We start from the raw sequence: 26705 nt of genomic DNA, 5'->3' as shown, positions 1-26705 counted from the left end.
AATCCATTATGAACAAAATTAATTGCATTTATCTTTTGACCATTGTTGCTCTGATGTTCTCGTGCACACCAAAAGAAAACAAATTAGGAGATTTTAAAATTTTACCCTTACCTCAAGAATTTGAAATTAACGGGGTAAGTTCAATTTCCTTTGACACTCCCTTAACCTATCAGGCAGCATCCTCTTCGGAACTTCCTATTGTTAACAAGGAATTGATTCTTCTTAAGGAAACGACCGACGGTACTCCTACGCTGCTAAAATTCTCTATTGATGAAACCCTTGGTGTGAAACCTCAAGGCTACACTTTAAATATCACGGACAACGAAATCATTATTAACAGTAAAGATAAAGCCGGACTCTTTTATGCTTTTAAAACCTTAGAACAACTCTTTATCGATGCTAGGGACCAAAAGGTAAACCTTCCACTTTGCAAGGTTACGGATTACCCCGCCTTAGCGTATAGATCTATACAATTAGATGTAAAACATCATTTGGAAAAAAGAGATTACTACTATCAGTTAATGGACAAACTAGCCGGTTATAAGGTTAATGGAATCATTATTGAAATAGAGGACAAATTAAAATTCAAACGGCAACCTGTGGTGGCCTCTGCCGATGCTTGGAGTATCGAGGAATGGCGAAAATTAAGCGATTACGCCAAGGAGCGCCATATAGAAATCAGCCCTTTGGTACAAGGACTGGGACACGCCTCTTTTATTTTAAAGCACGACGAATATAAAAACCTTCGAGATAACTTAGAAAGCGACTGGGCTTTTAATCCGCTCGACCCAAAAACATACGAGGTACAGTTTGACCTATATTTAGACGCTATGGAAGCCTTTCCTCACGGAAAGTATTTACACGTAGGTGGCGATGAAGTACACACTACAGGAAGGGGCAGCAAAGAACCCGCCTTAAAACTTCAGTTGACCTGGTTAAATAAAGTTGCCAAATTTGCCGAAGAACACGGAAGAACCCCTATTTTCTGGGACGACATGCCCTTGCAACAAGCAGATGTTTATAGCCCCATGTTTAACAAGGATTTGACCCAAGAAGAGGTAGACAAGGTTTGGGAAGAAAACGAGCATAAGCTACTGGAGTTTTTAGACCTATTTCCAAAGAACTGTATCTATATGCGTTGGAACTATAACTCGCCACAAGCATTGGGAAACATCAAGGCTATGCAATGGTTTTCTAGTCACGACTTACAGGTTATGGGAGCCACTGCCGGACAAACCAGGTGGGTACTCATGCCACAAGAAGACGGCAATATAGAAAATATCAGGTCCTTTGCCGAGAGTTCTATTAAAAGTGGCCTTGACGGATTATTATTGACCTTATGGGACGACGATTCCCCACATTTTGAATTATATATGCGTGGTATTTTGGCTTTTTCAGAATACGGTTGGTCTGGAGACAAACAATCTAAGGATGCTTTAAAAACTGCCATTAGACATAGACAATATGGTTACACTATGGCTGGGGAAGAGAACAGTTTTATTACCGAGCTTGAACAACCTGTTGCCTTCTGGAAAAATGCTTTGCTCCAAGGCAATCAGCGCAATTACCTTCCTTCTATGAAAAACGCATTGGAGAAGGCAGTCATAGATTTTCCAGACCCAAACAATAAAGGTGCCTGGAGCACAAAATATGCCGAGCGCCTACAACAAGCATCCGAAATAAAACAAACGACGGATAGCATCGCTAAGAAAATTGAAGCCTCTAAAGCCAAAGCCCTAAGAAACATTTATAACTTAGAAGTCTATGAGCAAGTAAACAAATTGGCCCAATTTAGTCCACAAATCCTTTTAGCCTTACAAGCGTACGACAATGCCGAGAACCAAGAACAATTAGCACTGGCAGCTACTAATTTAAAAGAATTGCAAAAAACATTCACATCCTTGAGAAGGGAATTAGAGGAGGTTTATGGAAAAACGCGTATCTTATCAAAACCAGACAACTATATTTTAGATCAGGACCATCACGTTCATTTGGCCAACCAATCCTTAAATTTTGACTGGCAATTTTATGCGGAAATACTGTTCTTCGAAAAATTAAATCAGGAGATGAATAAGGAAGTTTATATGGAGAACTCAGATGCTTTAAAAAAATAAAACCATTTCTATCCAACCTAGTTCCTAGTAAGAACTAGGTTGGATATTTATGACAGCTATGGCTTTATAATTTTGACATAATTACAGGCGTACCCGTAATTTTTTAATAGCGTAACCAATCAAAAAAAGCCATAAATTTGCTATTAGTTTCTGAACCATTTCAGCTAAAAGGTTCAAGAACCGATAACGCAATATATAGAGAATTAGGAGTGTAAATATGGAAGAGAAGGAGGGCAAAAGAATTAATAAGTTTTTAAGCGAAATGGGGTATTGTTCCCGCAGGGCTGCAGACAAACTCATAGATCAGGGGCGTGTAACCATTAATGGAAAGGTTCCGGAAATGGGGACAAAAATCACCATTGCGGATGAAATCCGGGTAGATGGGAAGCTTATTTCCGAAGAGAAAGATAAACGCGTTTATATAGCCTTTAACAAGCCTTTGGGCATTGTTTGTACTACGGATACAAGGGTAGAAAAAGACAATATTATAGATTACATTAATTATCCCAGTCGTATTTTCCCTATTGGCCGATTGGACAAACCTAGTGAAGGCCTTATTCTTTTGACCAATGATGGCGATATTGTCAATAAAATACTTAGGGCAAGAAACAATCACGAAAAGGAATATATCGTAGAGGTTGACAGACCTATTACACAAGATTTTTTGGAAAAAATGAGCAACGGGGTCCCTATTTTAGATCGGGTTACTCGAAAATGCCATTTAGAAAAAATAAGTAAATACCAATTTAAAATTATCTTATCACAAGGGCTAAACCGCCAAATTCGAAGAATGTGCGAATACTTCAACTATAATGTAGTGGCCCTAAAGCGGATAAGAATTATGAATATAGAATTGGATGTCCCAGTAGGAAAGTGGCGCGATTTAACCGAAAAGGAACTTAAAGACCTGGACGACTTAATTTCGGACTCCCAAAAGACCCACCACAAATAATAACAGTATACCAACCAGCAACACCCCCTTTTAAAGGCTATTATCATGAATATGGAAGATATTGAAAATGTTGAATTAACCTATTTGAGTCTAGACGACTATCAAGAGTTAAAAAAAGTCATGATAGCCTCCTACAGCTCTATGCCCAATGCTTATTGGAGAGAAAATCAGATTGAAACTCTGATCAACGAATTCCCCGAGGGCCAGGTCGTTATAAAGGTAAACGATCAAATTGCGGGATGTGCCCTCTCTATTATCTTGGATTACGAGAAGCTCGATGACCACCACACCTATGAGCAGATTACGGGAAACTACACTTTTAACACACATACTGCAGACGGAGACACCCTTTATGGTATAGAAGTTTTTATAAAACCCGAATTCAGAGGACTTAGGCTAGGACGTAGATTATACGATTACAGAAAGGAATTGTGTGAACGATTAAACCTTAAAAGAGTCGCTTTTGGGGGAAGAATACCAAACTATCACAAATATATGGACACCTTGTCTCCAAAGGCCTATATAGAAAAAGTGAAGCGCAAGGAAATTCATGACCCGGTGCTAAATTTTCAGATTTCCAACGATTTCCATCCCAGCAAAATCCTAAAGAACTATTTGGAAGGAGATTCGGATTCCAACGACTATGCAGTTCTGATGGAATGGAACAATATTTATTACGAGAAAAAGAACAAAAATGCCACGGCGACCAAAAAGATCGTACGCTTGGGGCTCATACAGTGGCAAATGCGCCCGTATAAAAACTTAGAGGAGGTATTGCAGCAGGCCGAATACTTTATAGATGCCGTTTCTGGCTACCGTTCGGATTTTGCCTTGTTTCCCGAGTTTTTCAATGCGCCTCTGATGGCCGAAAACAATCATATGTCCGAGCCCGATGCCATTCGGGAACTTGCGAAGCACACCGCTACCATTATACAAAGGTTCTCGGAATTGGCCATTTCCTATAACATCAATATCATTAGCGGAAGCATGCCCGAAATCCAGAACGGAATGCTCTATAATGTAGGGTATGTCTGTAAGCGTGACGGAACCAAGGAACGCTATGAAAAACTCCATGTCACCCCGGACGAGGCTAAAGTGTGGGGCTTGCAAGGAGGATCCGAGATTAAAATTATCGATACCGATTGTGGAAAGATAGGCGTCCTTATCTGTTATGATTCCGAGTTTCCGGAACTAAGCAGACTTTTGGCAGATGAAGGCATGGATATTTTATTCGTCCCCTTCCTTACCGATACTCAAAATGGTTTTTCTAGAGTTAGACATTGCGCCCAGGCCAGAGCCATAGAAAACGAATGTTATGTAGCCATCGCCGGAAGCGTTGGGAACTTGCCCAAGGTTCATAATATGGATATTCAATATGCCCAATCCATGGTTTTTACCCCCTGTGACTTTGCTTTTCCTTCCAATGGGGTGAAAGCAGAAACCACACCAAATACTGAAATGATCCTAATTGTCGATGTAGATTTGGACCTTCTAAGACAACTCAATCAGTTTGGAAGCGTACGAAACCTTAGAGACAGAAGAGTAGACCTGTTTCAGCTAAGCAAAAAATAAGTACTTACCTATGGGAATCCAATTGTTCTATAACTTGGATTCCCTTTTTATTTCCCAACAAACCAATTCATAATAGCCAACAACCATATATACACCGTGCAAAAAAAAAGACAAAACCAGGCCAAAATTCTAAGAACATTCAGAAAAATTCACAGAACGTCGGGCGCACTGTTATTTGTCTTCTTTTTTATCATCTCCATTTCGGGCTTACTATTGGGCTGGAAAAAACACAGTGGCGATTTAATATTGTCCAAATCTCGTCAGGGAATTTCCACCGATCTTAAGGATTGGCTCCCCTTGGACGATCTCCACACCAATGCCGTTAAAATTTTCCAGGACTCTATTTCCAGCACCCATTCATTAGCCCTAGACCGTGTAGATGTTAAAAAGGACAAGGGCATGGTCAAATTCATTTTTGAGGAGGGCTATTGGGGCATACAGCTCGATGGTGCCACTGGAAAACTACTACATATAGAAAGAAGGCGTGGCGATTTTATAGAGCAATTACACGACGGCTCCATCCTAGATAAATTCCTAGATACGGGAACGGGTCTCATTAAACTTGTATATTCTACCATCATGGGCATTTCCCTATTTCTTTTTACCGCCACCGGGTTTTGGTTATGGCTTGGCCCTAAACGCATGCGAAAAGCAGCCGCTAGAGCCTAGATCTATCAGCCATATTCTCTAATTTTCGCCTACTATTTAAAAAAACACCTCCCTTTTTAGGACCTTTCGCTATTTTTCAACCAATAGTCTAAAAGCCCTTGGAAGGTTGTTTCCTAGGTAGGCAGTCCAATTTCGTGTGGCCTTTATCTTTTTCTTAGGGCGTTCCCTCCTGCGTCGGGCGGGCTCTTCGCTATATCCCTTGCGCTGCTGCGGGGATGCCGCTGCGATCCCTAACGCGAAAAAATTAAATATGCATCAAAAAACGCCACACCTTTAATGCTGTTTAACAAGTTAAACCTACCAAACACATAAGCCTCCCCCTTCAATTAAAAACGTTAATTCAATAGCATATCATCCTATAAATCATTAACTTAGAAATAAGCTGACTGATTGACCAATTGTATTAATAATAAGGAACTAATCATGATCAATATCTACAAGAAAAACACCTTACTAACAGCCATATTTATATTGTTGTTCATTAGTGCTCCACATTTTTTATCTGCTGCCCCTTTGGTTCAGGATTTACAGGAACAAGAAAGCCTTTACAATCAATACAGAGGAAAAATCGTAGATGGAGAAACCAATAAACCCTTAGTATTTGCTTCCCTAACCGTTGAGAACACCAATATCAGCACGGTTAGCAATACCGAGGGCGAATTTATTCTTAAGGTTCCCAAGGCCCTGGCCAAAGAGAACCTTATCGTATCGTTTTTAGGATATAAAACCAAGCATCTTTCATTAGAAGAGTTAAGCTCCGATAAAAACAAAATAGCTTTAGAGACCTCCATCACCGAACTTAGAGAAGTGAGCCTTGCGATCCCAAAAAATGCCGCGAACCTCGTCCGGGAAACCCTTAAAAAAAGAGGGGACCATTATTTTGACAAGCCAACTCTTATGACCGCCTTTTATAGGGAAACGATTAAAAAGAGAAGAAAAAATGTTTCCTTGTCCGAAGCTGTGGTCACTATATACAAAGCAGCCTATACTAATGACCGCAAGGATGTAGTTGAAATGTATAAGTCCAGAAAAAGTACAGATTATAGCAAGTTAGACACCCTTACCCTAAAACTTCAGGGCGGCCCCTTTAATACCTTATTTGTAGACATGGTAAAATATCCCCAATATATATTTACCGAAGAAACATTGGACTATTATGATTTTACGGTATCTAGTTCTACCATGGTACAGGACAAATTAATTTTCATTATCAATTTTAAGCAAAAAGAGACTATTGAAGACCAATTATATCAAGGAAAACTATATATAGACGCGGAAAACAAAATTCTAACCAACGCCGTATATTCATTAAATATTACCAACAAAGACGAAGCGGCCAAACTCTTTGTCCGAAAAAAACCTGCCAAGGCAAGGGTATGGCCCACCGATGTAGCCTATAGAGTAGACTATCGCGAAAAAAACGGAAAATGGTATTATGGCTATAGCAATGTACTATTGGAGTTTAAGATAAATTGGGACGATAAGCTATTCAATTCCGTTTATTCCTTAACTGCAGAAATGGCTATTACTGACTGGAGTGAAAACCCTTCGGGTGAAGTTCCTAAAGCAAGAAACCGATTAAAATCATCAATCATTATGTCGGATGAGGCTTCTGGATTTTCGGACCCTGATTTTTGGGGCGAATACAATATTATTGAACCAGAAAAATCCATAGAATCTGCCATCAAAAAAATCCAAAGACAATTAAAAAAATCTAGCGCCAAATAAGAACGGACGTCCTATAACTACCCTTCTCGCGGTTGTAAATATCAATCTGCTAAATTGACAGTCATATCTTTATGGGCAATGTTGTAAATTTAGCCCATTGACACTACAAGCATGAAAAAAAGGAGACAGTTTTTTAAAACAGCTTTGGGAGCTTCTGTAGCTAGCCTACTCCCCTCTACCATATTCGCTACTTCCACCCCCGAAAATCGACCGGACACAGCCCCTGTTAGGGCAAAGGCCTTGAAAAAGGGCGATACTATTGGACTAGTAGCCCCAGGATACTCTGTTAAGCCGGAGATTTTGGAAGAGGCCAAGGCTACCCTGATCGGCATGGGGTTTATCCCCTATCATACTGACCGTATTATTGGGAATCATGGTTATTTTAGCAATACGGACGAGGAAAGGATCAAGGACCTTAATGAAATGTTCTCCAACCCCAATATCGACGGCATCCTTTGTGCCAGAGGAGGTTACGGATGCACTCGGATTATGAATTTGATAGATTACGAAAATATAAGACAAAATCCCAAAGCCTTTATTGGCTTTAGTGATATTACAGTCTTATTGAACGCCATCAACCAAAAAACAGGCTTAATTACTTTCCATGGCCCCGTAGGAAGCACGCTTAACCACGAGTACAGTATAGCGCAACTACAAAAGGCAATCATGGCCCCTTTGGAATTTCAGGCATTGGAAAATAAGGACTTGAGCGGTGAAAAAAAATACAGACATCCGCAGTACGACCGATATACTATTACTCCCGGAATAGCGAGCGGAAAATTGGTAGGAGGAAGTCTAACCCTGGTCACTTCCCTTATGGGAACCCCACATGAGATAGATTTTACCAATACTATTATATGCCTAGAAGAAATAGAAGAAGCCCCCTACCGCATAGACCGAATGTTGACCCAATTAATGCAAAGCAAAACCTTTTATAAGGCCTCTGGGATAGTGATGGGTGTATTTGCCGGTTGCGATACCCCACCAAACCGCCATAAGTTTACCTTAAAGGAGGTAATCTTGGATAGGATTAAACCATTAGGAATTCCTGCGGTTTACGGCATGACCTTTGGCCATATAGACAACAACTTCACCTTTCCTATTGGGGCAACGGCTCGCTTGGACAGTGAAAAGATACACTTGGAAATATTAGAAAAACCAGTTCTACCTTAAAAAGATAGTGGCTTGTGCGTTTATAGCTGTCACACATTTTAACAACACCCCCTAAAAACAAAACCGCCCCTACGATTAGGAGCGGTTGTTTTAAAATTATTTTGACGATTAAAGCTTCACTTCAATCAAGGTAGCCGTTAGTTGGCTACCTCGCTAATAAACTTTAAGCGATATAGTCTCAGTTCTTCTTCTTCGTAGTCTCCGTCGAACTCTTTTAAGGCCACCTGTAAATCATCTGTAGTGGCTTCTAAGAAATAGTCATGAATCTCTTCTTGCTGATCTTCATCCAAGATTTCTTCGATCCAATAATCTATATTCAATTTCGTTCCACTAAAAACGATCTGTTCCATTTCTTTTATAAGCTCATTCAATTCTAGTCCTTTTGCCGAAGCAATATCGTCCAAAGGCAATTTCCTATCGACATTTTGAATGATATAAAGTTTAAGGGCAGAATTGGCCCCTGTACTTTTCACCACCAAATCATCGGGTCTTAGGATATCGTTCTCTTCTACATAGGTAGCGATTTCGGCCACAAAAGGTTTACCATATTTTTTAGCTTTCCCATCCCCTACTCCATAAATATTCACTAGTTCTTCTATAGATATCGGATATTTCAAGGCCATATCTTCCAAGGAAGGATCTTGAAAGATTACAAAGGGAGGCACTCCTAATTTTTGCGCTTGCTTTTTTCTTAAATCCTTAAGAATCCTCAACAACTTATCATCGGCGACACCTCCTGCAGTTTTTGCTGCACTAACGATAGCATCGTCTGCCGCTTTGTTATACACATGATCGCGGGTCATCATAAATGAGGTAGGATTTTTTAAAAACTCTTCCCCTTTGGGCGTAAGATGTAGTATTCCGTATTGTTCAATTTCTTTTTTAAGTAAACCAGCTACCAAGACTTGGCGTATCAGGGCCATCCAATATCCTTTATCCCGATCTTTTCCGATACCGAAGAATTCTTTTTCATCGGTTTTATGGGAAGCAATCAAGGCGTTTACTTTCCCTGTCAAGGCCTTGACAATTTCTTTCGATTTAAATTTCTCACTGGTACCTTTAACGACACTGATCAATTTAACGACATTGTCTTTGGCCTCGTGTTTTTCTTTAGGATTTCTGGTATTGTCATCCATATCGGCGCCTTCACCATTCACCTCATCAAACTCCTCTCCAAAATAATGTAAAATAAATTTTCTACGTGAGATTGAAGTTTCGGCATATCCCACTATTTCTTGCAATAGGGCGTTGCCGATTTCTTGTTCGGCCACAGGTTTCCCGGACATGAACTTCTCTAGTTTTTCTACATCCTTATAGGAGTAAAAAGCTAAACAATGTCCTTCTCCCCCATCTCTTCCAGCTCTACCAGTTTCTTGATAATAGCTCTCTATACTCTTGGGAATATCGTGGTGGATTACAAAGCGTACATCGGGTTTATCAATCCCCATTCCGAAGGCTATAGTAGCTACAACGACATCTACGTCTTCCATTAGGAACATATCCTGGTGCTTTGACCTTGTTTTAGCATCAAAACCGGCATGATAAGGCACCGCACTAATCCCGTTTACCTGTAACACTTGTGCCAACTCCTCGACCCGTTTTCTGCTTAAACAATAAATAATTCCAGATTTCCCCGAATTTTGTTTTACGAACCGAATAATATCACTGTCGACATTTTGAGTTTTTGGTCGTACTTCATAGTACAAATTAGGCCTGTTAAAACTTGCTAAAAATATTTTAGCATCGTTTATGCCCAAGTTTTTAATGATATCTTCTTGAACTTTTGGCGTTGCGGTAGCTGTAAGGGCTATTAGGGGTATATTATCTCCCAGCCTATTGACAATCGCTTTTAAATTTCGATATTCGGGTCTAAAATCGTGACCCCATTCTGAAATACAATGCGCTTCATCTACCGCTACGAAAGAAATTTTTTCCTTTTGCAAGAAGTCCACGTACTCTTCCTTTGTAAGCGACTCTGGTGCCACATACAACAGCTTAGTGACGCCACTACTAATATCTTTTTTCACCTGCTTTATCTCTGTTTTAGTCAAGGATGAGTTCAACACATGAGCAACCCCCATTTCCGAAGACAACCCACGGATGGCATCTACTTGGTTTTTCATCAAGGCTATTAAGGGAGACACTACAATGGCCGTTCCTTCCTGCATCAGGGCAGGCAATTGGTAACAGAGCGATTTTCCTCCACCGGTTGGCATAATCACAAAGGTATTCTCTCCCTGTAATATAGTTTTAACGACCTGTTCTTGTAAGCCTTTAAATTGGGAGAACCCAAAATACTTTTTCAAAGAGACACGTAAATCAATTTCATTTAATTCCATACAGTACTTGACCATTTTATAAACTCATGTTACAGCAACTGCAAAAATAAGATGCTTTAATAAGTTTTGGAACTTTAACTCCAATTTTTATTATAAATAAATTTGTTGAAATTTTAAATATTCTATAAACTTAAGTTTATGTAATTTTGTACACTAAATATAAGATTTCTTTAAAGAAAAATCACCATTAATCATAAATTACTTTGAGCGACACCAAAGCTATATTGGCTACAGCTAAAAAAACTATTGAAACGGAGGCCAATGCAATACATCAATTGGCTTCTTATTTAAACGAGGAGTTTTCCAGTGCTGTGGAGTGTATTCGCCAATCTCAGGGACGTGTTATCATCTCTGGGATAGGAAAAAGCGCTATCATCGCGTCCAAAATCGTAGCGACCCTAAACTCTACGGGCACTCCTGCTATTTTTATGCATGCCGCGGACGCCATTCACGGGGATTTAGGCACCATACAAAACCAAGATGTGGTTATCTGCATTTCTAAAAGCGGAAATACCCCAGAAATCAAGGTATTGGTCCCCCTCATCAAAAATGGCGGCAACAAATTAATAGGGATGACCGGTAATAGCGAATCATTTTTGGCCAACCAGGCCGATTTTGTCTTAAATACTTTTGTGGAAAAAGAAGCCTGCCCCAATAATTTGGCCCCTACCTCGAGTACCACGGCTCAATTAGTAATGGGCGACGCTTTGGCCATATGCCTATTGGAATTAAAAGGATTTGACAGTAACGATTTTGCAAAGTACCACCCTGGTGGTGCCTTAGGAAAAAAATTATATTTAAGAGTTTCCGATATTGCCAGCAATAATTTGATACCACAAGTAGATATCGATGCCGATGTTAAAACGGTCATCGTAGAAATTTCCGAAAAAATGTTGGGCATTACTGCGGTATTGCAAGACAATAAAATAGTGGGCGTGGTCACTGATGGCGATATCCGTCGTATGTTGAACAAACATGACAATATCAGCGGCTTGACCGCTAAAGATATTATGAGCACTAATCCCAAGACCGTAGCCACCGATGTATTGGCTGTTAAGGCTCTGGAATTAATGCAAGACAAGGGAATATCACAATTACTAGCCGTGGAAGGCGATAATTACAGAGGAATAGTACATTTGCACAACCTAATAAACGAAGGCATATTATAATGACAAAAAAATTGAAGACCCCGAATGAAATGTCTTTCTTAGACCATTTAGAAGAATTAAGATGGCATATCATAAGATCTGTTTTTGCGATAGTGATCATCGCAACTGTAGCCTTTTTAATGAAAGATTTTGTTTTTGGCACCATCATTTTTGGACCAATGAATCCAGAATTCCCAACCTACGACATCTTCTGTAGCCTATCGCAAAAATTAGGATTTAATGAAGCTTTCTGTAATACGGAACCTGCTTTTACCGTTCAGAGTAGACAAATGTCAGAGCAGTTTTCTGCTCATATCTGGACCTCTATATGGGCCGGTTTCATCCTTGGATTCCCCTATATTCTATATGAAATGTGGAAATTCATTTCCCCAGGGCTATATGACAACGAAAAACAAAACGCTAGAGGTTTTATTGCCATTGCATCATTTCTTTTTTTCAATGGAGTATTGTTCGGATACTATATCGTAGCGCCATTATCCATTAACTTTTTAGGAAGCTACTCTATTAGTGAAACCGTGGTCCGTGAGATCGATTTAAGTTCGTACATATCAACTGTCAGGGCTGCCGTAATAGCTTGTGGTCTAATCTTTGAACTGCCTATTATTATTTATTTTTTAACAAAAATCGGCCTAGTAACACCGGAAATACTGCGCAAGTATCGAAAAATGGCCTTGGTAGTGGTTTTGATTCTTTCTGCCATTATTACCCCACCAGACGTTGCCAGCCAGATTATTGTAGCAGTACCTATTTTAATTTTATACCAGATAAGTATCTATATTTCCAAAATTGTTTTAAAAAGACAAGCTAAAAAAGAGCAAAAAAATGTCAAAGCAAATTGAAGAATTTAACGCCTATCGTTCAAAAATGAACGAAAAGTTGTTAGCCGACAACAATAAAATAATTAAAAGAATTTTTAATCTAGACACCAATGCTTATGCTGCAGGCGCCTTAGATGTTAAGACCAAGGAACTATTAGGATTAGTAGCCTCTGCGGTACTGCGCTGTGATGATTGCGTAAAATACCACTTGGAACGCTCCTATGAAGAAGGTGCCAACAAGGAAGAGGTTATGGAAACCCTTGGCATTGCAACCCTTGTTGGAGGTACCATTGTGGTCCCTCATTTAAGGAGAGCATACGAGTTCTGGGAAGAACTTGAAAAACAATAAGTTAAAAAAAACTACATTTTATTCTTCTTGAAAAATATAAAGTTTAGTTTTGAAGGATAGCAAGATACTATGAAGCTAAGAGCAGAAAATATAATGAAGTCCTACCGAGGACGACAGGTAGTAAAGGGAATTTCTTTAGAGGTCAACCAAGGTGAAATCGTGGGATTATTAGGCCCTAATGGCGCCGGAAAAACCACTTCCTTTTATATGATCGTAGGATTGATCAAACCAAATGGAGGCAGTATTTATTTGGACCAAAAGGAAATTACCAAATTCCCCATGTACAAGAGGGCTCAAAACGGCATTGGTTATTTGGCACAGGAAGCCTCTGTGTTTAGAAAATTAAGTATCGAGAAAAATATATTGAGCGTATTGCAACTAACCAAACTCAGTAAAAAAGAGCAGTTGATGAAAATGGAATCGCTCATCGAAGAATTTGGATTGGGGCATATTCGCAAAAACCGTGGCGATTTATTGTCGGGGGGCGAAAGAAGACGTACCGAAATAGCCCGAGCACTGGCAACGGATCCCAAATTTATACTCTTGGACGAACCATTTGCTGGGGTAGACCCGGTTGCCGTAGAAGACATTCAGCGTATTGTTGCTCAATTAAAAGACAAGAACATAGGTATCCTTATTACCGATCATAACGTACAAGAAACCTTAGCCATTACAGAGCGCTCTTATCTAATGTTCGAAGGTGGAATCTTAAAATCCGGGATTCCCGAAGATTTGGCCGCCGATGAAATGGTCCGTAAAGTATATCTAGGACAAAATTTTGAGTTAAGGAAGAAAAAGCTTGACTTCTAAAACCATAAGAATAGCAATAAAAAAAGCCGCAATTTGCGGCTTTTTTTATTGCTGGTATATAACACTGAGGCTTACCCCTCTTTTTTAGCACTAATATTACTCACTACGGAACTGCCCACATAAAAGGCTAGAATAGCCGGAATTGCCATAAATTTCATGGTCAACAAGAACACGACACTGACTATTAAAAAGATATAGCGATTTGCATTGTCCCTGAGACTCCAGTTTTTAAACTTTAAGGCAAATAAAGGAATCTTAGCATTCAGTAAAAAGGCACTAAAAAGGGTCACCCCAATTAAAAACCATTGATTTAGAATCAACTCATTTAAGAAGTCGTTATTGTGGTAGATCAACATTAGGGGAAAGGATAGTATCAACAGGGCATTGGCCGGAGTTGGCAAGCCTATAAAAGAGGAGACCTGATTTTCATCAAGATTAAATTTCGCCAATCGGTATGCGGAGGCCATGGTTATTATAAAACCAAAAAATGGCAGTAACGGCATCTCGAACAACTCCCAAGACATACTTTCTGTAGCCCCGTTGGCAACATGGAGGTTCCACCCCCCGGTGTAAGACATCCTCAACAACTGAAACATTGCAATCCCAGGAACCAACCCGCTAGTGATCATATCCGCCAAGGAATCTAATTGCAGCCCCAATTCACTTTTTACATTCAGTACCCGCGCAGCCAATCCGTCGAAGAAATCGAAAAATATACCCAGAAAAACGAAGCCCGCGGCTACTTCTAGTTTGTTGGAAACCGCAAATACTGTGGCAATACAACCACAGAGTACGTTTAATAAAGTAATGAAATTAGGAATATGACGTTTCATCTGTTTGTTTTTTATTTGAATTTTAATTGACTACCCTTATTCTTTAGGCTAGGTTTACCTGAATTAATTAGCGGGTCGGGAGGTGTAAGCGCTAGTACTGTATTTCCCTTGACACGCTATTTTCCGCGCACCGCACAGCGGTAAAAATAACATTAATTAAAAAATGCCGTCTATTTAAATCTGCTTTTTTATAATACAATAGCCCATAGTTCCTAAATCCTATTATTTATTCGATATTTGCGGTAACTATTTCAAAGGTAGTCAGTATTGATATTATGCGCTTAAAGATTCTTTTAATTACATTTCTACTAGGGTTCCCCTTGTTTACAATTGCCCAATTAAAACCACTTTCGTCCAAGGCCGAAGTCAGTGTCATTACCTGTGGTGCAGGTGATGAATTATATTCTACTTTTGGACATAGTGCTTTTAGAGTCTATGACCCTGTGAATGGTATAGACGAAGTATACAATTATGGAACTTTTAATTTTGACACCCCAAACTTTTATTTAAAGTTTACGCAAGGCAAGCTGCTTTATTCCCTAAGCAAACAAGACATGCCTTACTTCCTATATGCCTACCAGGTAGAAAACCGTTGGGTAAAAGAACAGGTATTACATCTAGACAGCAGGGAGAAAAATGAATTATACGGGTTTTTAGAAAATAATCACCTTCCCGAAAACAGGGATTACAAGTATGATTTTCTCTATAACAATTGTTCGACAAAAATCAAGGACGTATTAGAAGAAACCTTGGGAGAAAATCTACATTTTAAGGAAAACCATTTAGAAACAAGATACACGTTCAGGGAATTGATCCATCAAAACCTACCCCTCAACTCTTGGTCTAGTTTTGGCATAGACTTGGCCTTAGGAGCTGTTATAGATAAAAAGGCTACTTCAAAAGAACATATGTTCTTGCCAAACTATGTAATGTACCAACTGAGCAATACCTCCTTAAACTCGACCCCTCTGGTATCCAAGGAGCGGACTATTTTAAAAGAAAAAAGTCTACCTAAAAGCAGTTCCTTTTTAACCACCCCCCTATTTTGGTTATCGGCCTTTTTGGCGGCTATACTTATCCTTACTTATACAGACTATAAAAACAAGAAACGAACCAGAATTTTCGATTTCCTATTGTTTTTTATATCTGGATCAGCAGGCGTACTATTGCTGTTTTTATGGTTCCTCACAGACCACACAGCTACGGCCGTCAACCTTAATGTTTTATGGCTATTTCCGTTTAATATTATTGCGGCCTTTGCCATTATTAAGAAGCATCCTCCTATTGGTTGGCTGTTAAAGTATCTAAAAATACTTTTGATCTTACTTATTTTCACGATCTTATTAGGAGTGTTTAAAATTCAGAACTTCTCTCCTTTAATTATCCCTATAATTATTGCGCTTACGGTGAGATACCTATTTTTATGGAGACATCTCCAAAACCAATTCAGTACTAAATAAAGACAAAATGAACCTACTTACTGTAGAAAATATATCCAAATCATTTGGCGAACTGGTCCTTTTTTCGGACATCTCTTTTGGAATTAACAAAGATCAGAAGATTGCTTTTATCGCCAAAAACGGAAGCGGAAAAACTTCCATATTAAATATCCTTTCGGGAAAAGACACCCCAGACACCGGGCAGGTGAACTCCCGAAAAGGCATCAGAATTTCTTTTTTGGAACAAGAACCGGATTTAGATCCGAATTTAACCATTGAAGAAACCATTTTTGCCTCGGACAACGAAGTTTTAAAGGTTATACGCAACTACGAAAAAGCCTTGGCCAATCCTGAGGACGAAGACGCCTACCAAAAGGCGTTTGAAGCCATGGAGCGCTTTGATGCTTGGGATTTTGAAACCCAGTACAAGCAAATATTATCGCGCCTTAAACTAGACGACATCCACCTTAAGGTAAACTTACTGTCTGGTGGACAAAAAAAGCGTATTGCCTTGGCCAACGCCCTGATCAATAGGCCCGATTTGTTGGTACTTGATGAACCTACCAACCATTTGGACCTAGAAATGATCGAATGGTTAGAGCAATACTTCGCCAAAGAAAACATCACCTTGTTTATGGTTACCCACGACCGTTATTTTCTAGAAAGGGTATGTAATGAAATTATAGAATTAGACAATGGCCAGCTGTATTCGTACAAAGGCAATTACTCTTATTACTTAGAGAAAAAGGAGGCTAGACTTGAACAAGAAGCGACAGAGCAGCATAAATCCAAACTACTCTTTAAAAAGGAATTGGATTGGATGCGGAAACAGCCCAAGGCACGAACCACCAAGTCAAAATCCAGAATAGACGACTTTCAAGATATTAAGGAAAAGGCTAGCAAGCGTAGAACTGAGCACCAAGTACAATTAGAAATCAACATGGAGCGGATGGGCAGTAAAATCCTTGAACTTCATAAAATATCAAAATCCTTTCCCAACAAACCAATTTTAGACAAGTTTGAATACAATTTTCTAAAAGGCGAGCGTATAGGGATTATTGGAAAGAATGGTACGGGTAAATCTACTTTTCTGAATATCCTAACCGGAAAAGACGAACCTGACAGTGGAAAGGTAATTATCGGGGACACTATTAAATTTGGTTATTACACCCAAGCGGGGATCAAAATAAAGGAAGGCCAAAAGGTCATCGATGTCATCCGTGAATTCGGAGATTACATCCCTTTGATGAAAGGGCGTCAAATTTCTGCCCAACAGCTATTGGAACGCTTCCTTTTTGACCGTAAAAAACAATATGATTTTGTCGAAAAATTAAGTGGAGGGGAACGAAAACGTCTTTATTTGTGTACCATTCTTATCCAAAACCCAAACTTTTTAATTTTGGATGAGCCCACTAATGATTTGGATATTGTAACCTTAAATGTTTTGGAAAGCTTCCTGTTAGATTTCCCTGGCTGCCTACTTGTGGTATCTCACGACCGTTATTTTATGGACAAAATCGTAGATCATTTATTTGTATTCCGAGGAAATGCAGAAGTTGAAGACTTTCCTGGCAACTACTCTGATTTCAGAGCCTACGAAGACAGCACTGAGCAAGAAAACAGAGCGGCCAAGGACAAACCTACGGAGAACAAAAATCAAAAAAACACCTGGAAAGAAGAAAACACAGGCAACAAACTTACTTTTCAAGAACAGAAGGAATACAAGCAATTAGAAAAGGACATCCAAAAATTAGAGACCAAAAAAACGGCGCTCCAAAATAAGTTCCTAGACCCGTCTCTTAGCGGGGAGGAAATCTCAAAACTATCTATTGAGCTCACTGAGATCAGCAATACTATAGATCTAAAATCTGAACGTTGGTTTGAACTTGCCGACATCAGGGATAATTAAGCTTCATCGGCCTTTGAATTTCTTTTTTAAAAAGGAACTTCAAAGGCCGATATTCTTTCTAAGATCGACCTACAAAAACATCCTCATTTAAAAATAAATCATGTCGAGAATGCTATTCCGATTTTTAGCCCATATAAGGTTCCTCTTAAACTCAACCAATCACCACGGAGTACATTCTCCTTTTATATTTAAATACGTCACTAAGGGCTTATATAGCAACCCTAACTTTAAAACAACCAAGTCCTTTAACATCATCTTAAAAACCCTTCTTTTTTTTAATATTAAGCGCGCTCAACTTATCACTGAAAACAAGGCGATCAAAGAACTAATTTTAAAACACAACAAGAACATTTCTATTGTTGGGGACTCGGGGGAATTCATGTATTGGGAGCACTCTAGTGCAGCACTCATCAAACATCAAATCGAGGATAACAAGTATCTGAATTCTAGGTCTATCCTTTTTATTGATAACATCCACAACTCCAAAGAATCGGAGATCCTATGGGAGACCGTAAAAAATTTGGAGATCGTTACCGTGACCATAGACCTGTTTTATGGTGGAATAGTCTTTTTTAGAAAGGAACAAGCCAAGGAACATTTTAAAATACGATTTTAAACTTGTAATTTTAAGCAAGATTCAAAGATTATAACAAGCATTATTAATGGATTATATTGTTTACATAGTACTAGGTATTTTAGTTATCATTTATCTTATAGGACAAGCTACCAATAAAAGAAAGTCGAGGTCAAGGAAATCGAGAAAATTTATGGAAGGCTCTACCCTAGCAGATAAAAAGAAAAAGAATGACCAAAAACCGAAAGGTTTATAGCATTTGACGTTACCATTAGGGCATTTTATAGATTCCTTTTTGTAATTTCAACTCCTTCTTTAGAGAACCATATAAACATTTAACAGCTGATGAAAATTTACACAAAAACTGGTGACGATGGCACCACTGGCCTATATGGAGGCACAAGGGTTCCCAAATACCATCTGCGTATTGAAAGTTACGGCACTGTAGACGAACTAAACTCGTGGGTAGGCTTAATCAAGGATCAGGACATCGCCGATTCATCTAAAGAAACGCTACTTCTAATTCAGGATAAACTTTTTACCATAGGGGCTCTTTTAGCGATAGACCCAAAAAAGGAAAAGCTTAAAAACGGTAAGGACAGACTTCAAATCGCTAAAATAACGACTGCGGACATTGAAGTTTTGGAACAGGAAATAGACCAAATGGAGACCGTATTACCTCCTATGACACATTTTGTATTGCCTGGTGGCCATACAACAGTGTCATATTGTCATATTGCCCGTACAATATGCCGTAGAGCCGAGCGTTTGGTTACAGAGCTTCATGCCATGGAACCTTTAGACCCTAGCTTATTGTCTTATCTCAACAGGCTTTCAGATTTTCTATTTGTGTTGGCACGAAAATTGACCTATGATTTAGGAGCTGAAGAAATAAAATGGATCCCAGAGAAAAAGGACCAATAATAAGCTTATAGATTCGGTATCAAATTATTAAAAGTGATTAAATTGTTTATAACAAAGTTGAATTTTATCAAAAAAAACTTGCCTATATCAGTTTAAAAATTACATTTGCAAAATATTATAATAAATTTATTACAATGTATTGGACATTAGAATTGGCATCTTACTTAAGTGATGCACCCTGGCCTGCCACAAAAGATGAGTTAATAGATTACTCTATTAGAACCGGAGCTCCTTTAGAAGTTGTAGAAAATCTGCAGTCTATGGAAGAAGAAGGCGGGGAAATTTATGAGTCAATCGAAGAAATCTGGCCAGACTACCCTTCAGAAGAAGATTATCTTTGGAACGAAGACGAGTATTAAAATATTAACTGAATTACAACAAAAAAGTCTCATAAGAGGCTTTTTTTTTACGTATTTTTGAAATCACAACACACCCTACCTTAGGATAGGAACGAACGCATAGCCCTAAAAATTAAATAAAATAAGCTATGCTATTTCATAATAAAGACCTCTATAAGGCCTTTCTTTAACAACAGTACATATTATGAGTTTTATAAATTCGATATTAAAGGTTTTTGTTGGCGACAAGTCCGAAAAGGACATCAAGGAACTTAAACCCCTAGTCGACAAAATAAAATCTTTAGGTCCCGCAATGGAACAGTTAAGCAACGATGAACTTCGTGAAAAGACCGTTTCTTTTAAGGCTAAGATTGCAGAAGATTGTAAAGAAATCAATCTCAAGATTGAAAAACTTCTAGAAGAAGTCAAGTCCTCCACGGATATAGACAAAAACGAAGACATATATGCGGAAATCGACACCTTAAAAGGAGAGATTTACACCATTTCAGAAAAAGCACTTAATGACATTTTACCAGAAGCATTTGCGGTAGTCAAAGAAACAGCGAATCGTTTTGCCCACAATACTACTATTAAGGTAACGGCTTCGGAAAATGACAGATTATTGTCCGGAACTAAGGACTATGTAAGTCTTGAAGGCGAAGACGCGATTTGGAAAAATTCTTGGGATGCCGCTGGAAAGCAGGTTACTTGGGATATGGTACATTACGATGTGCAGCTTATTGGTGGAATTGCCCTTCACCAAGGTAAGATTTCTGAAATGCACACCGGGGAAGGTAAAACTTTGGTTGCCTCCCTACCTTTATATTTAAATGCCCTTACCGGAAATGGTGCCCACCTAGTAACGGTCAATGATTATTTGGCAAAAAGGGATAGCGCATGGATGGCTCCATTGTTCGAATTCCATGGCCTTACGGTAGATTGCATAGACAAACACCAACCAAACTCGGAAGGCAGAAGAGCCGCTTATAACGCCGATATTACCTACGGTACCAACAATGAATTTGGTTTTGACTACCTAAGGGACAACATGGCACACACCCCGAAGGATTTGGTTCAAAGACCGCATAACTACGCCATTGTGGATGAGGTAGATTCCGTGCTTGTCGATGATGCCCGTACGCCTCTTATTATTTCTGGTCCAGTACCTGAAGGAGACCGACATGAATTTAACGATTTAAAACCTAAGGTAAGCGATATCGTTTCTAAACAACGAGCTTATTTGACAGGGGTTTTGGCCGAAGCCAAAAAACTTATCCAAGAAGGAGATACCAAAGAAGGTGGCTTCCTTTTGCTTAGGGTTTACAGAGGTCTTCCAAAGAATAAGGCCTTAATAAAATTTTTGAGTGAGGAAGGAGTAAAACAATTGCTTCAGAAAACCGAAAATTTCTATATGCAGGACAACAACAGGGAAATGCCTAAGGTAGATGAAGAACTGTTATTTGTTATAGATGAAAAAAACAATCAGATAGAACTTACTGAAAAAGGAGTTGAATATCTGTCTGGCGATGGCGACAAGGACTTCTTTGTAATGCCCGATATAGGCAATGAAATTGCCAAAATTGAAAATCAGGAATTAGAGATAACAAAAGAAGCCGAATTAAAAGAAACTTTATTTAAGGACTTTGCTATAAAAAGCGAACGTATCCATACCATGAACCAGCTATTAAAAGCCTACACTCTTTTTGAAAAGGATGTAGAATATGTGGTAATGGACAATAAGGTTATGATCGTTGATGAGCAAACGGGCCGTATCATGGATGGCCGTCGTTACTCTGACGGACTTCATCAAGCGATTGAAGCCAAGGAAAATGTTAAGATTGAAGCCTTGACCCAAACCTTTGCAACGGTAACCCTACAGAATTACTTTAGAATGTACCGAAAATTATCGGGGATGACGGGTACTGCTGTTACCGAAGCTGGGGAATTCATGGAAATCTATAAACTAGACGTTATGGAAATCCCTACCAATAGACCCATTGCAAGAGATGACAGACAAGATTTGATTTATAAGACAAAACGTGAAAAATACAACGCTATCATTGATGAGGTAACCAAAATCTCTCAGTCTGGAAGACCTGTGCTTATAGGTACTACCTCGGTTGAAATTTCCGAATTGTTATCTCGAATGTTGACCATCAGAAAGGTTGCCCATAATGTATTGAACGCTAAACTTCATAAAAAGGAGGCCGATATCGTTGCGGAAGCTGGTAATGCTGGAGTAGTAACCATAGCCACCAACATGGCCGGTCGTGGTACTGATATTAAATTGAGTCCAGAGGTTAAAAAAGCAGGAGGATTAGCCATCATAGGTACAGAGCGACATGATTCTAGAAGGGTAGACCGTCAGTTAAGAGGTAGAGCAGGACGACAAGGAGACCCTGGAAGCTCACAGTTCTACGTGTCTTTGGAAGATAACTTAATGCGTTTGTTCGGATCGGACAGAGTTGCCAAATTGATGGATAAAATGGGCTTGGAAGACGGAGAAGTTATTCAACACTCCATGATGACCAAATCTATTGAACGCGCACAGAAAAAAGTAGAAGAAAACAACTTTGGTGTTCGTAAAAGATTATTGGAATACGATGATGTTATGAACGCCCAAAGGGAAGTAGTCTACAAAAGAAGGAGACATGCCTTGCAAGGTGAACGCCTAAAAGTAGACATCGCTAATATGATCTACGATACCTGTGAAGTAATCGTAGGTACCAATAAGGGCGCCAATGATTTCAAAAATTTTGAGTTTGAACTTATTAAGTTTTTATCCCTAACCTCTCCTGTTTCCGAAGAGCAATTTGGAAAAACTGGAGTACAGGAATTGGCCAACATCATATACAAGGAAGCCCACCAGCACTATGTAAATAAAATGGAGCGTAATGCCGCTACCGCCTTTCCGGTGATTAAACAGGTTTACGAAGATAATGCCAGCAAGTTTGAAAGAATTGTAGTTCCTTTTACCGACGGCATTAAATCCTTGAACGTTGTTACCAATTTACAAGAAGCATACGAAAGTAACGGAAAGCAGCTTGTAACCGACTTTGAAAAGAATATTTCGTTGGCTATTATAGATGAATCTTGGAAAACTCACCTTAGAAAAATGGATGAGTTAAAACAATCGGTTCAATTAGCGGTACACGAACAAAAAGATCCGTTGCTTATTTATAAGTTTGAGGCATTTGAACTTTTTAAAGGAATGATAGAAAAGGTAAATAAAGAAATCGTTTCCTTTTTATTCAAAGCAGAGCTTCCTAATCAAAGTAATGAAATACAAGAAGCAGCCAATATTCGCAGACCAAAGGAAAATTTAACGGTCACCAAGGAAGAAATCCCTAATGTAGATGAAATGGCTGCCAAGAGCAGAGCTGTAGGACAAAACCAAGGCGGTAGACCACAGGTTACAGAAACCATTATTAGGGAACACGCCAAAATTGGAAGAAACGAAAAGGTTACTATTAAAAACGTCATCTCTGGGGAAAGCAAAACACTAAAATTTAAACAAGCCGAACCCTTAGTAGAACGAGGAGAATGGGTAATCGTAGAAGAGTAAAAAACATACGACCCAATAGCCCTAAGTAATCGGGGACTATATGTATAAAAAAAGCGGCAACTATATTAGTTGTCGCTTTTTTATTACCCCCTATTAATTTGGAATTATGTATATAGTATTACATATGTATTTTCCTATCCGTATTCCTTAAAAGTCTGATAATTCTATAAACTATTGCAGGATAGCGTATTTGGTTACAGCTTTCTAAGCCTAAGATTAATATTCGTGGTTGTAGAAACATTTAAGCGAGTTTAGCTTTGTTCCTTTTGGTAGTGAAGGCCAATGCTTTTTTTACCCTATAATTTTTATCCATATATAAACGCGCCATATCTTTTTCATTATCTAAAGAAAACTCCATTTTCTCTGAAACGTTTACCACTTCCATCATTATAGTGTCTACTTTATTCAGGTCGTTCTTTGGACATTGTGAATGCGCGGAAAATCCGATAAAAAAAACAAAGATCAAGGTAAAAAGTGCTTTCATAACTAGTAGGTTTCTATTGTAAAAATAACACCTGTTACATGTAAGTATACCCTTCCAATCGCTAAAAACCCCATATATTTCGGTATCTAACAATTCCATAGATTAAGTGTTTAATAAATCGGATTATGGTTTTCAGTCAGATATTAACTTATCGAATTATTGGGTCTTTCATCGAGCATTTAGAAAGAACGCTCAGAAGGGAGCCTTCTATAATTTGACGGCCTACCTAGCAATTCGATAGCTTTCCTTAATACACCTGACTATTATTATTGTGCCAGCAACCTTAGATCCTAAGCGTTTATTAGAATTACTGCTATACCAAGCCAGTAAAACCTGCTAGCTGTTTTTTTGCGTTAGGGACCGCGGCGGCATCCCCGCAGCATCGCAAGGGATACAGCCAAGGGCCCGACCGACGAAGGAGGGAACGCCCAAATTAAAATGATGACTATGGCTCAGAAATATCCTAGAGCTACAAGCGATAAAATTCATTTTATCAACGGCTAAAAGAGATTGCTCCTCCTCTATTTTTTCTACATACTTACGCTCAACACCTTTAAAAAAGCAATATTTTAAAACTTTTATTGTAAAAAAATCGTAAGTATTTACAGCTAATTAGAACTAAATAGTAGGAGAACTAACAATATTCTCCATGAAAAGCATAAAAACGACATTGTTGGGCTACCTTTAGAAAGGTAAGGCGTGATTTTTGAGCCTTTTCGTAAAGCAGCCCCTTAAAACTATTAAACCAGCATATTTACTATGAAACTTTTAAAAATTATTTTGTGCCTGATTATTGGTTTTAGCGTTACCCATTGTAATTCAATCACCAAAAAAGCTGAACAAACCCTTCCTGATCTGGAAAAACCACCACAACAACTTCAAAACTATGAGACGGCTTATTTTGCAAGTGGTTGTTTTTGGTGTGTAGAAGCTATCTTTGAAAGTGTAAAAGGCGTACAAGAGGTGTACTCGGGCTATGCCGGTGGCACAGAAAAAAACCCCACTTATGAAGCTGTAAGCTATGGAAAAACCAGCCATGCCGAAACAGTAGAAGTCTATTATGACCCAAAGCTTGTTTCCTATAAAACATTGGTCAAAGTGTTTTTTGGATCTCATGACCCCACTACCCTAAACCAGCAGGGCCCCGATCGTGGTCCTCACTACCGCTCTATAGCCTTCTACAAGAATGAGGAAGAAAAGAACATTATTAAGGATTATATACGACAATTAACCCAAGACAAGATTTTCCAAAACCTTATTGTAACCGAAGTAAAACCGCACACTTTGTTTTATAAGGCCGAAGAGTACCACCAAGATTATGAAAAACTACACCCTACTAATTCATATATCAAAAATGTATCGGTTCCTAGGTTAAAAAAATTCCAAAAGAACTACCCGGATCTTTTAAAAAAAGATAAACATTAGAGATACTTCTTTGTTTAATTATCAAAAAAGGCGACTTATTTTAGGTCGTCTTTTTTTTATTGTAGGAATTAGATACTATATTTAAGCTTTTATACACCAATTTACGTGTGCGTACACTATTAATCAACCATACTAAAAATGATCAAAAAAAATCACGCTAAGACATTGACCCTTATGCTATCCCTAATTATTTTTTGGGGTTGCTCGGAAACAAAGAAAGAAACGACGCCTTGGGTCTCCCTATTTGATGGAAAAACCCTGAACGGATGGAACCAAAAAGGAGGCAATGCCAATTATGAAGTTAAAGATGGGATACTAGTTGGGACTACTGTCCACGACACTCCCAATTCTTTTATGACTACTGATAAAATGTATGGCGATTTTATTTTAGAATTGGAATACAAGGTAGATTCTACTATGAATTCTGGCATTCAAATAAGAAGCAATAGCTTTCCTCAGTACAGAAATGGGCAAGTGCACGGATATCAAATAGAGATTGATCCTTCTAAACGAGCTTGGAGTGCGGGTATTTATGATGAAGGGAGAAGAGGCTGGCTGCATCCTTTGACCGATAACGTAGCTGCCCAAAAGGCCTTTAAGCAAAACGACTGGAACCATTATAGAATTGAGGCGATTGGCGATACTATAAAAACCTGGATCAATCAGGTTCCTGCTTCCTTTTTAATCGATGATAAAACGGCCAGTGGTTTTATAGGTCTTCAGGTGCACAGCATTGGAAAGGACAAAAAAGAAGGCACTCCTATTATGTGGAGAAACGTTCATATTTTAACGGAGAACCTAGACCAATATTCTAGAAAGACGCCCTTATCCCCTATCAGGACTAAAAACCAGCTAACCATTGACGAAAAAAAGAACGGCTGGGAACTGTTATGGGACGGCGAAACCACCAAGGGATGGCGGGGAGCCCGTTTGGAGGAGTTTCCTGAAAAGGGATGGGAAATAAACAATGGCGAACTAACAGTCCTAGCTTCTGAAGGAGCAGAGTCGGCAGCGGGTGGTGATATTGTGACCACCGAACTCTATGGCGATTTTGAGCTGCAAGTAGATTTCAAAATTACCGAAGGTGCCAATAGTGGCATCAAATATTATGTAAATACTGACCTGAATAAAGGTCCAGGATCTTCCATTGGTTTAGAATATCAAATTTTAGATGACAGCCGCCATCCGGACGCGAAGGAAGGCAGCCATGAAGGTAGCCGAACCTTAGCTTCTCTTTACGATTTAATACAGGCCGATACAAACAAACCTTTTAAGGGCGTAGACGAATGGAATACCGCTTATATAAAATCTATTGACAACCATGTGGAACATTGGTTAAACGGTACAAAGGTTCTTGAATACGAGCGAAAAAGTCCGGAATATAAACAACTGGTTTCTGAAAGTAAATATTCTAAATGGCCCAATTTTGGCGAGGCCGACAAAGGGTATATTCTTCTGCAGGACCACGGAGATAAAGTGACCTTTAAAAACATCAAGATCAAGAAAATAACCAACAACTAA

At 38.9% G+C, this 26705-nt stretch carries 21 protein-coding genes; 18 read left to right on the top strand and 3 right to left on the bottom strand.

Going from position 1 to position 26705, the window contains the following annotated elements; translation table 11 throughout:
- Positions 1–8 precede the first annotated feature (8 nt).
- From HCG49_RS07095 to HCG49_RS07070, 6 genes are all read left to right on the top strand, one after another.
- Complete coding sequence (locus HCG49_RS07095) at positions 9–2114, top strand: family 20 glycosylhydrolase (protein WP_168468840.1); 2106 nt, start codon at positions 9–11, stop codon at positions 2112–2114.
- Positions 2115–2331: 217 nt separating this feature from the next.
- The gene (gene rluF / locus HCG49_RS07090) at positions 2332–3066 is read left to right on the top strand and encodes a 23S rRNA pseudouridine(2604) synthase RluF (protein ID WP_168468839.1); all 735 of its coding nucleotides are present in this window, start codon (positions 2332–2334) and stop codon (positions 3064–3066) included.
- Positions 3067–3111: 45 nt separating this feature from the next.
- On the top strand, positions 3112–4638 hold the full coding sequence (locus HCG49_RS07085) for a carbon-nitrogen hydrolase family protein (protein ID WP_168468838.1): 1527 nt from the start codon (positions 3112–3114) through the stop codon (positions 4636–4638).
- Positions 4639–4734: 96 nt separating this feature from the next.
- Positions 4735–5307 carry a PepSY domain-containing protein gene (locus tag HCG49_RS07080; RefSeq protein WP_168468837.1) on the top strand — a complete coding sequence of 191 codons (573 nt, stop codon included), beginning with the start codon at positions 4735–4737 and terminating at the stop codon, positions 5305–5307.
- 423 nt (positions 5308–5730) lie between these two features.
- A complete protein-coding gene (locus HCG49_RS07075; RefSeq protein WP_168468836.1) occupies positions 5731–7035 on the top strand; it encodes a carboxypeptidase-like regulatory domain-containing protein in 1305 nt (434 codons plus the stop codon).
- A 111-nt stretch (positions 7036–7146) separates the two neighbouring features.
- Positions 7147–8208 (top strand): LD-carboxypeptidase, encoded by a 1062-nt coding sequence (locus HCG49_RS07070; RefSeq protein WP_168468835.1) that lies wholly within the window; start codon positions 7147–7149, stop codon positions 8206–8208.
- Positions 8209–8345: 137 nt separating this feature from the next.
- On the opposite strand, the gene recQ is transcribed toward HCG49_RS07070, so the two are convergent.
- The gene (recQ, locus tag HCG49_RS07065; protein ID WP_168468834.1) at positions 8346–10547 is read right to left on the bottom strand and encodes a DNA helicase RecQ; all 2202 of its coding nucleotides are present in this window, start codon (positions 10545–10547) and stop codon (positions 8346–8348) included.
- Between the two features lie 203 nt (positions 10548–10750).
- On the opposite strand from recQ, the gene HCG49_RS07060 reads away from it, so the two are divergent.
- The 4 genes from HCG49_RS07060 (at position 10751) to lptB (ending at position 13693) form a co-directional block, all read left to right on the top strand.
- Positions 10751–11716 (top strand): SIS domain-containing protein, encoded by a 966-nt coding sequence (locus HCG49_RS07060; protein WP_168468833.1) that lies wholly within the window; start codon positions 10751–10753, stop codon positions 11714–11716.
- Positions 11716–12555 carry a twin-arginine translocase subunit TatC gene (gene tatC / locus HCG49_RS07055; protein ID WP_168468832.1) on the top strand — a complete coding sequence of 280 codons (840 nt, stop codon included), beginning with the start codon at positions 11716–11718 and terminating at the stop codon, positions 12553–12555. The genes HCG49_RS07060 and tatC overlap by 1 nt, the downstream gene beginning before the upstream one ends.
- The gene (locus tag HCG49_RS07050; protein ID WP_072762949.1) at positions 12539–12883 is read left to right on the top strand and encodes a carboxymuconolactone decarboxylase family protein; all 345 of its coding nucleotides are present in this window, start codon (positions 12539–12541) and stop codon (positions 12881–12883) included. Before tatC ends, HCG49_RS07050 begins: the two co-directional genes overlap by 17 nt.
- 69 nt (positions 12884–12952) lie before the next feature.
- The gene (lptB, locus tag HCG49_RS07045; RefSeq protein ID WP_072762950.1) at positions 12953–13693 is read left to right on the top strand and encodes an LPS export ABC transporter ATP-binding protein; all 741 of its coding nucleotides are present in this window, start codon (positions 12953–12955) and stop codon (positions 13691–13693) included.
- Positions 13694–13764: 71 nt separating this feature from the next.
- Here lptB and HCG49_RS07040 read toward each other — a convergent pair whose 3' ends face one another.
- Positions 13765–14526, bottom strand: coding sequence for a CDP-alcohol phosphatidyltransferase family protein (locus tag HCG49_RS07040; RefSeq protein ID WP_168468831.1), 762 nt, complete (start codon positions 14524–14526; stop codon positions 13765–13767).
- 275 nt (positions 14527–14801) lie between these two features.
- On the opposite strand from HCG49_RS07040, the gene HCG49_RS07035 reads away from it, so the two are divergent.
- The 6 genes from HCG49_RS07035 to secA all read left to right on the top strand — a co-directional run bounded on the left by HCG49_RS07035 (position 14802) and on the right by secA (position 23275).
- Positions 14802–15986: a DUF4105 domain-containing protein gene (locus HCG49_RS07035; protein ID WP_168468829.1), complete on the top strand. Its 1185-nt coding sequence runs from the start codon at positions 14802–14804 to the stop codon at positions 15984–15986.
- A gap of 7 nt (positions 15987–15993) precedes the next feature.
- On the top strand, positions 15994–17874 hold the full coding sequence (locus HCG49_RS07030) for an ABC-F family ATP-binding cassette domain-containing protein (protein ID WP_168468828.1): 1881 nt from the start codon (positions 15994–15996) through the stop codon (positions 17872–17874).
- A 100-nt stretch (positions 17875–17974) separates the two neighbouring features.
- Complete coding sequence (locus HCG49_RS07025; RefSeq protein ID WP_168468827.1) at positions 17975–18490, top strand: hypothetical protein; 516 nt, start codon at positions 17975–17977, stop codon at positions 18488–18490.
- A 303-nt stretch (positions 18491–18793) separates the two neighbouring features.
- A complete protein-coding gene (locus HCG49_RS07020; RefSeq protein ID WP_168468826.1) occupies positions 18794–19372 on the top strand; it encodes a cob(I)yrinic acid a,c-diamide adenosyltransferase in 579 nt (192 codons plus the stop codon).
- Between the two features lie 134 nt (positions 19373–19506).
- Positions 19507–19731, top strand: a complete 225-nt coding sequence (locus HCG49_RS07015) for a DUF2795 domain-containing protein (protein WP_072762956.1) — start codon at positions 19507–19509, stop codon at positions 19729–19731.
- Positions 19732–19915: 184 nt separating this feature from the next.
- Positions 19916–23275 carry a preprotein translocase subunit SecA gene (secA, locus tag HCG49_RS07010; protein ID WP_168468825.1) on the top strand — a complete coding sequence of 1120 codons (3360 nt, stop codon included), beginning with the start codon at positions 19916–19918 and terminating at the stop codon, positions 23273–23275.
- A 241-nt stretch (positions 23276–23516) separates the two neighbouring features.
- Here secA and HCG49_RS07005 read toward each other — a convergent pair whose 3' ends face one another.
- Positions 23517–23759, bottom strand: a complete 243-nt coding sequence (locus tag HCG49_RS07005; protein WP_168468945.1) for a hypothetical protein — start codon at positions 23757–23759, stop codon at positions 23517–23519.
- A gap of 759 nt (positions 23760–24518) precedes the next feature.
- Between HCG49_RS07005 and msrA the strand changes: the two genes are divergently transcribed.
- Positions 24519–25184: a peptide-methionine (S)-S-oxide reductase MsrA gene (gene msrA / locus HCG49_RS07000; RefSeq protein WP_168468824.1), complete on the top strand. Its 666-nt coding sequence runs from the start codon at positions 24519–24521 to the stop codon at positions 25182–25184.
- A 138-nt stretch (positions 25185–25322) separates the two neighbouring features.
- Positions 25323–26705, top strand: a complete 1383-nt coding sequence (locus tag HCG49_RS06995) for a DUF1080 domain-containing protein (RefSeq protein ID WP_168468823.1) — start codon at positions 25323–25325, stop codon at positions 26703–26705.

Source organism: Arenibacter sp. 6A1 (genome assembly GCF_012272855.1).
Classification (GTDB): domain Bacteria; phylum Bacteroidota; class Bacteroidia; order Flavobacteriales; family Flavobacteriaceae; genus Arenibacter.
The sequence above is the reverse complement of the archived record's forward strand: the minus strand, read 5'-3'. Positions and strand labels throughout refer to the sequence as shown.

Coding starts and splice junctions, on each gene's coding strand:
- HCG49_RS07095 (WP_168468840.1), top strand. CDS start 9: ATGAACAAAATTAATTGCATTTATCTTTTGACCATTGTTGCTCTGATG.
- rluF (WP_168468839.1), top strand. CDS start 2,332: ATGGAAGAGAAGGAGGGCAAAAGAATTAATAAGTTTTTAAGCGAAATG.
- HCG49_RS07085 (WP_168468838.1), top strand. CDS start 3,112: ATGAATATGGAAGATATTGAAAATGTTGAATTAACCTATTTGAGTCTA.
- HCG49_RS07075 (WP_168468836.1), top strand. CDS start 5,731: ATGATCAATATCTACAAGAAAAACACCTTACTAACAGCCATATTTATA.
- HCG49_RS07070 (WP_168468835.1), top strand. CDS start 7,147: ATGAAAAAAAGGAGACAGTTTTTTAAAACAGCTTTGGGAGCTTCTGTA.
- recQ (WP_168468834.1), bottom strand. CDS start 10,547: ATGGAATTAAATGAAATTGATTTACGTGTCTCTTTGAAAAAGTATTTT.
- tatC (WP_168468832.1), top strand. CDS start 11,716: ATGACAAAAAAATTGAAGACCCCGAATGAAATGTCTTTCTTAGACCAT.
- HCG49_RS07050 (WP_072762949.1), top strand. CDS start 12,539: ATGTCAAAGCAAATTGAAGAATTTAACGCCTATCGTTCAAAAATGAAC.
- lptB (WP_072762950.1), top strand. CDS start 12,953: ATGAAGCTAAGAGCAGAAAATATAATGAAGTCCTACCGAGGACGACAG.
- HCG49_RS07040 (WP_168468831.1), bottom strand. CDS start 14,526: ATGAAACGTCATATTCCTAATTTCATTACTTTATTAAACGTACTCTGT.
- HCG49_RS07035 (WP_168468829.1), top strand. CDS start 14,802: ATGCGCTTAAAGATTCTTTTAATTACATTTCTACTAGGGTTCCCCTTG.
- HCG49_RS07030 (WP_168468828.1), top strand. CDS start 15,994: ATGAACCTACTTACTGTAGAAAATATATCCAAATCATTTGGCGAACTG.
- HCG49_RS07025 (WP_168468827.1), top strand. CDS start 17,975: ATGTCGAGAATGCTATTCCGATTTTTAGCCCATATAAGGTTCCTCTTA.
- HCG49_RS07020 (WP_168468826.1), top strand. CDS start 18,794: ATGAAAATTTACACAAAAACTGGTGACGATGGCACCACTGGCCTATAT.
- HCG49_RS07015 (WP_072762956.1), top strand. CDS start 19,507: ATGTATTGGACATTAGAATTGGCATCTTACTTAAGTGATGCACCCTGG.
- secA (WP_168468825.1), top strand. CDS start 19,916: ATGAGTTTTATAAATTCGATATTAAAGGTTTTTGTTGGCGACAAGTCC.
- HCG49_RS07005 (WP_168468945.1), bottom strand. CDS start 23,759: ATGAAAGCACTTTTTACCTTGATCTTTGTTTTTTTTATCGGATTTTCC.
- msrA (WP_168468824.1), top strand. CDS start 24,519: ATGAAACTTTTAAAAATTATTTTGTGCCTGATTATTGGTTTTAGCGTT.
- HCG49_RS06995 (WP_168468823.1), top strand. CDS start 25,323: ATGATCAAAAAAAATCACGCTAAGACATTGACCCTTATGCTATCCCTA.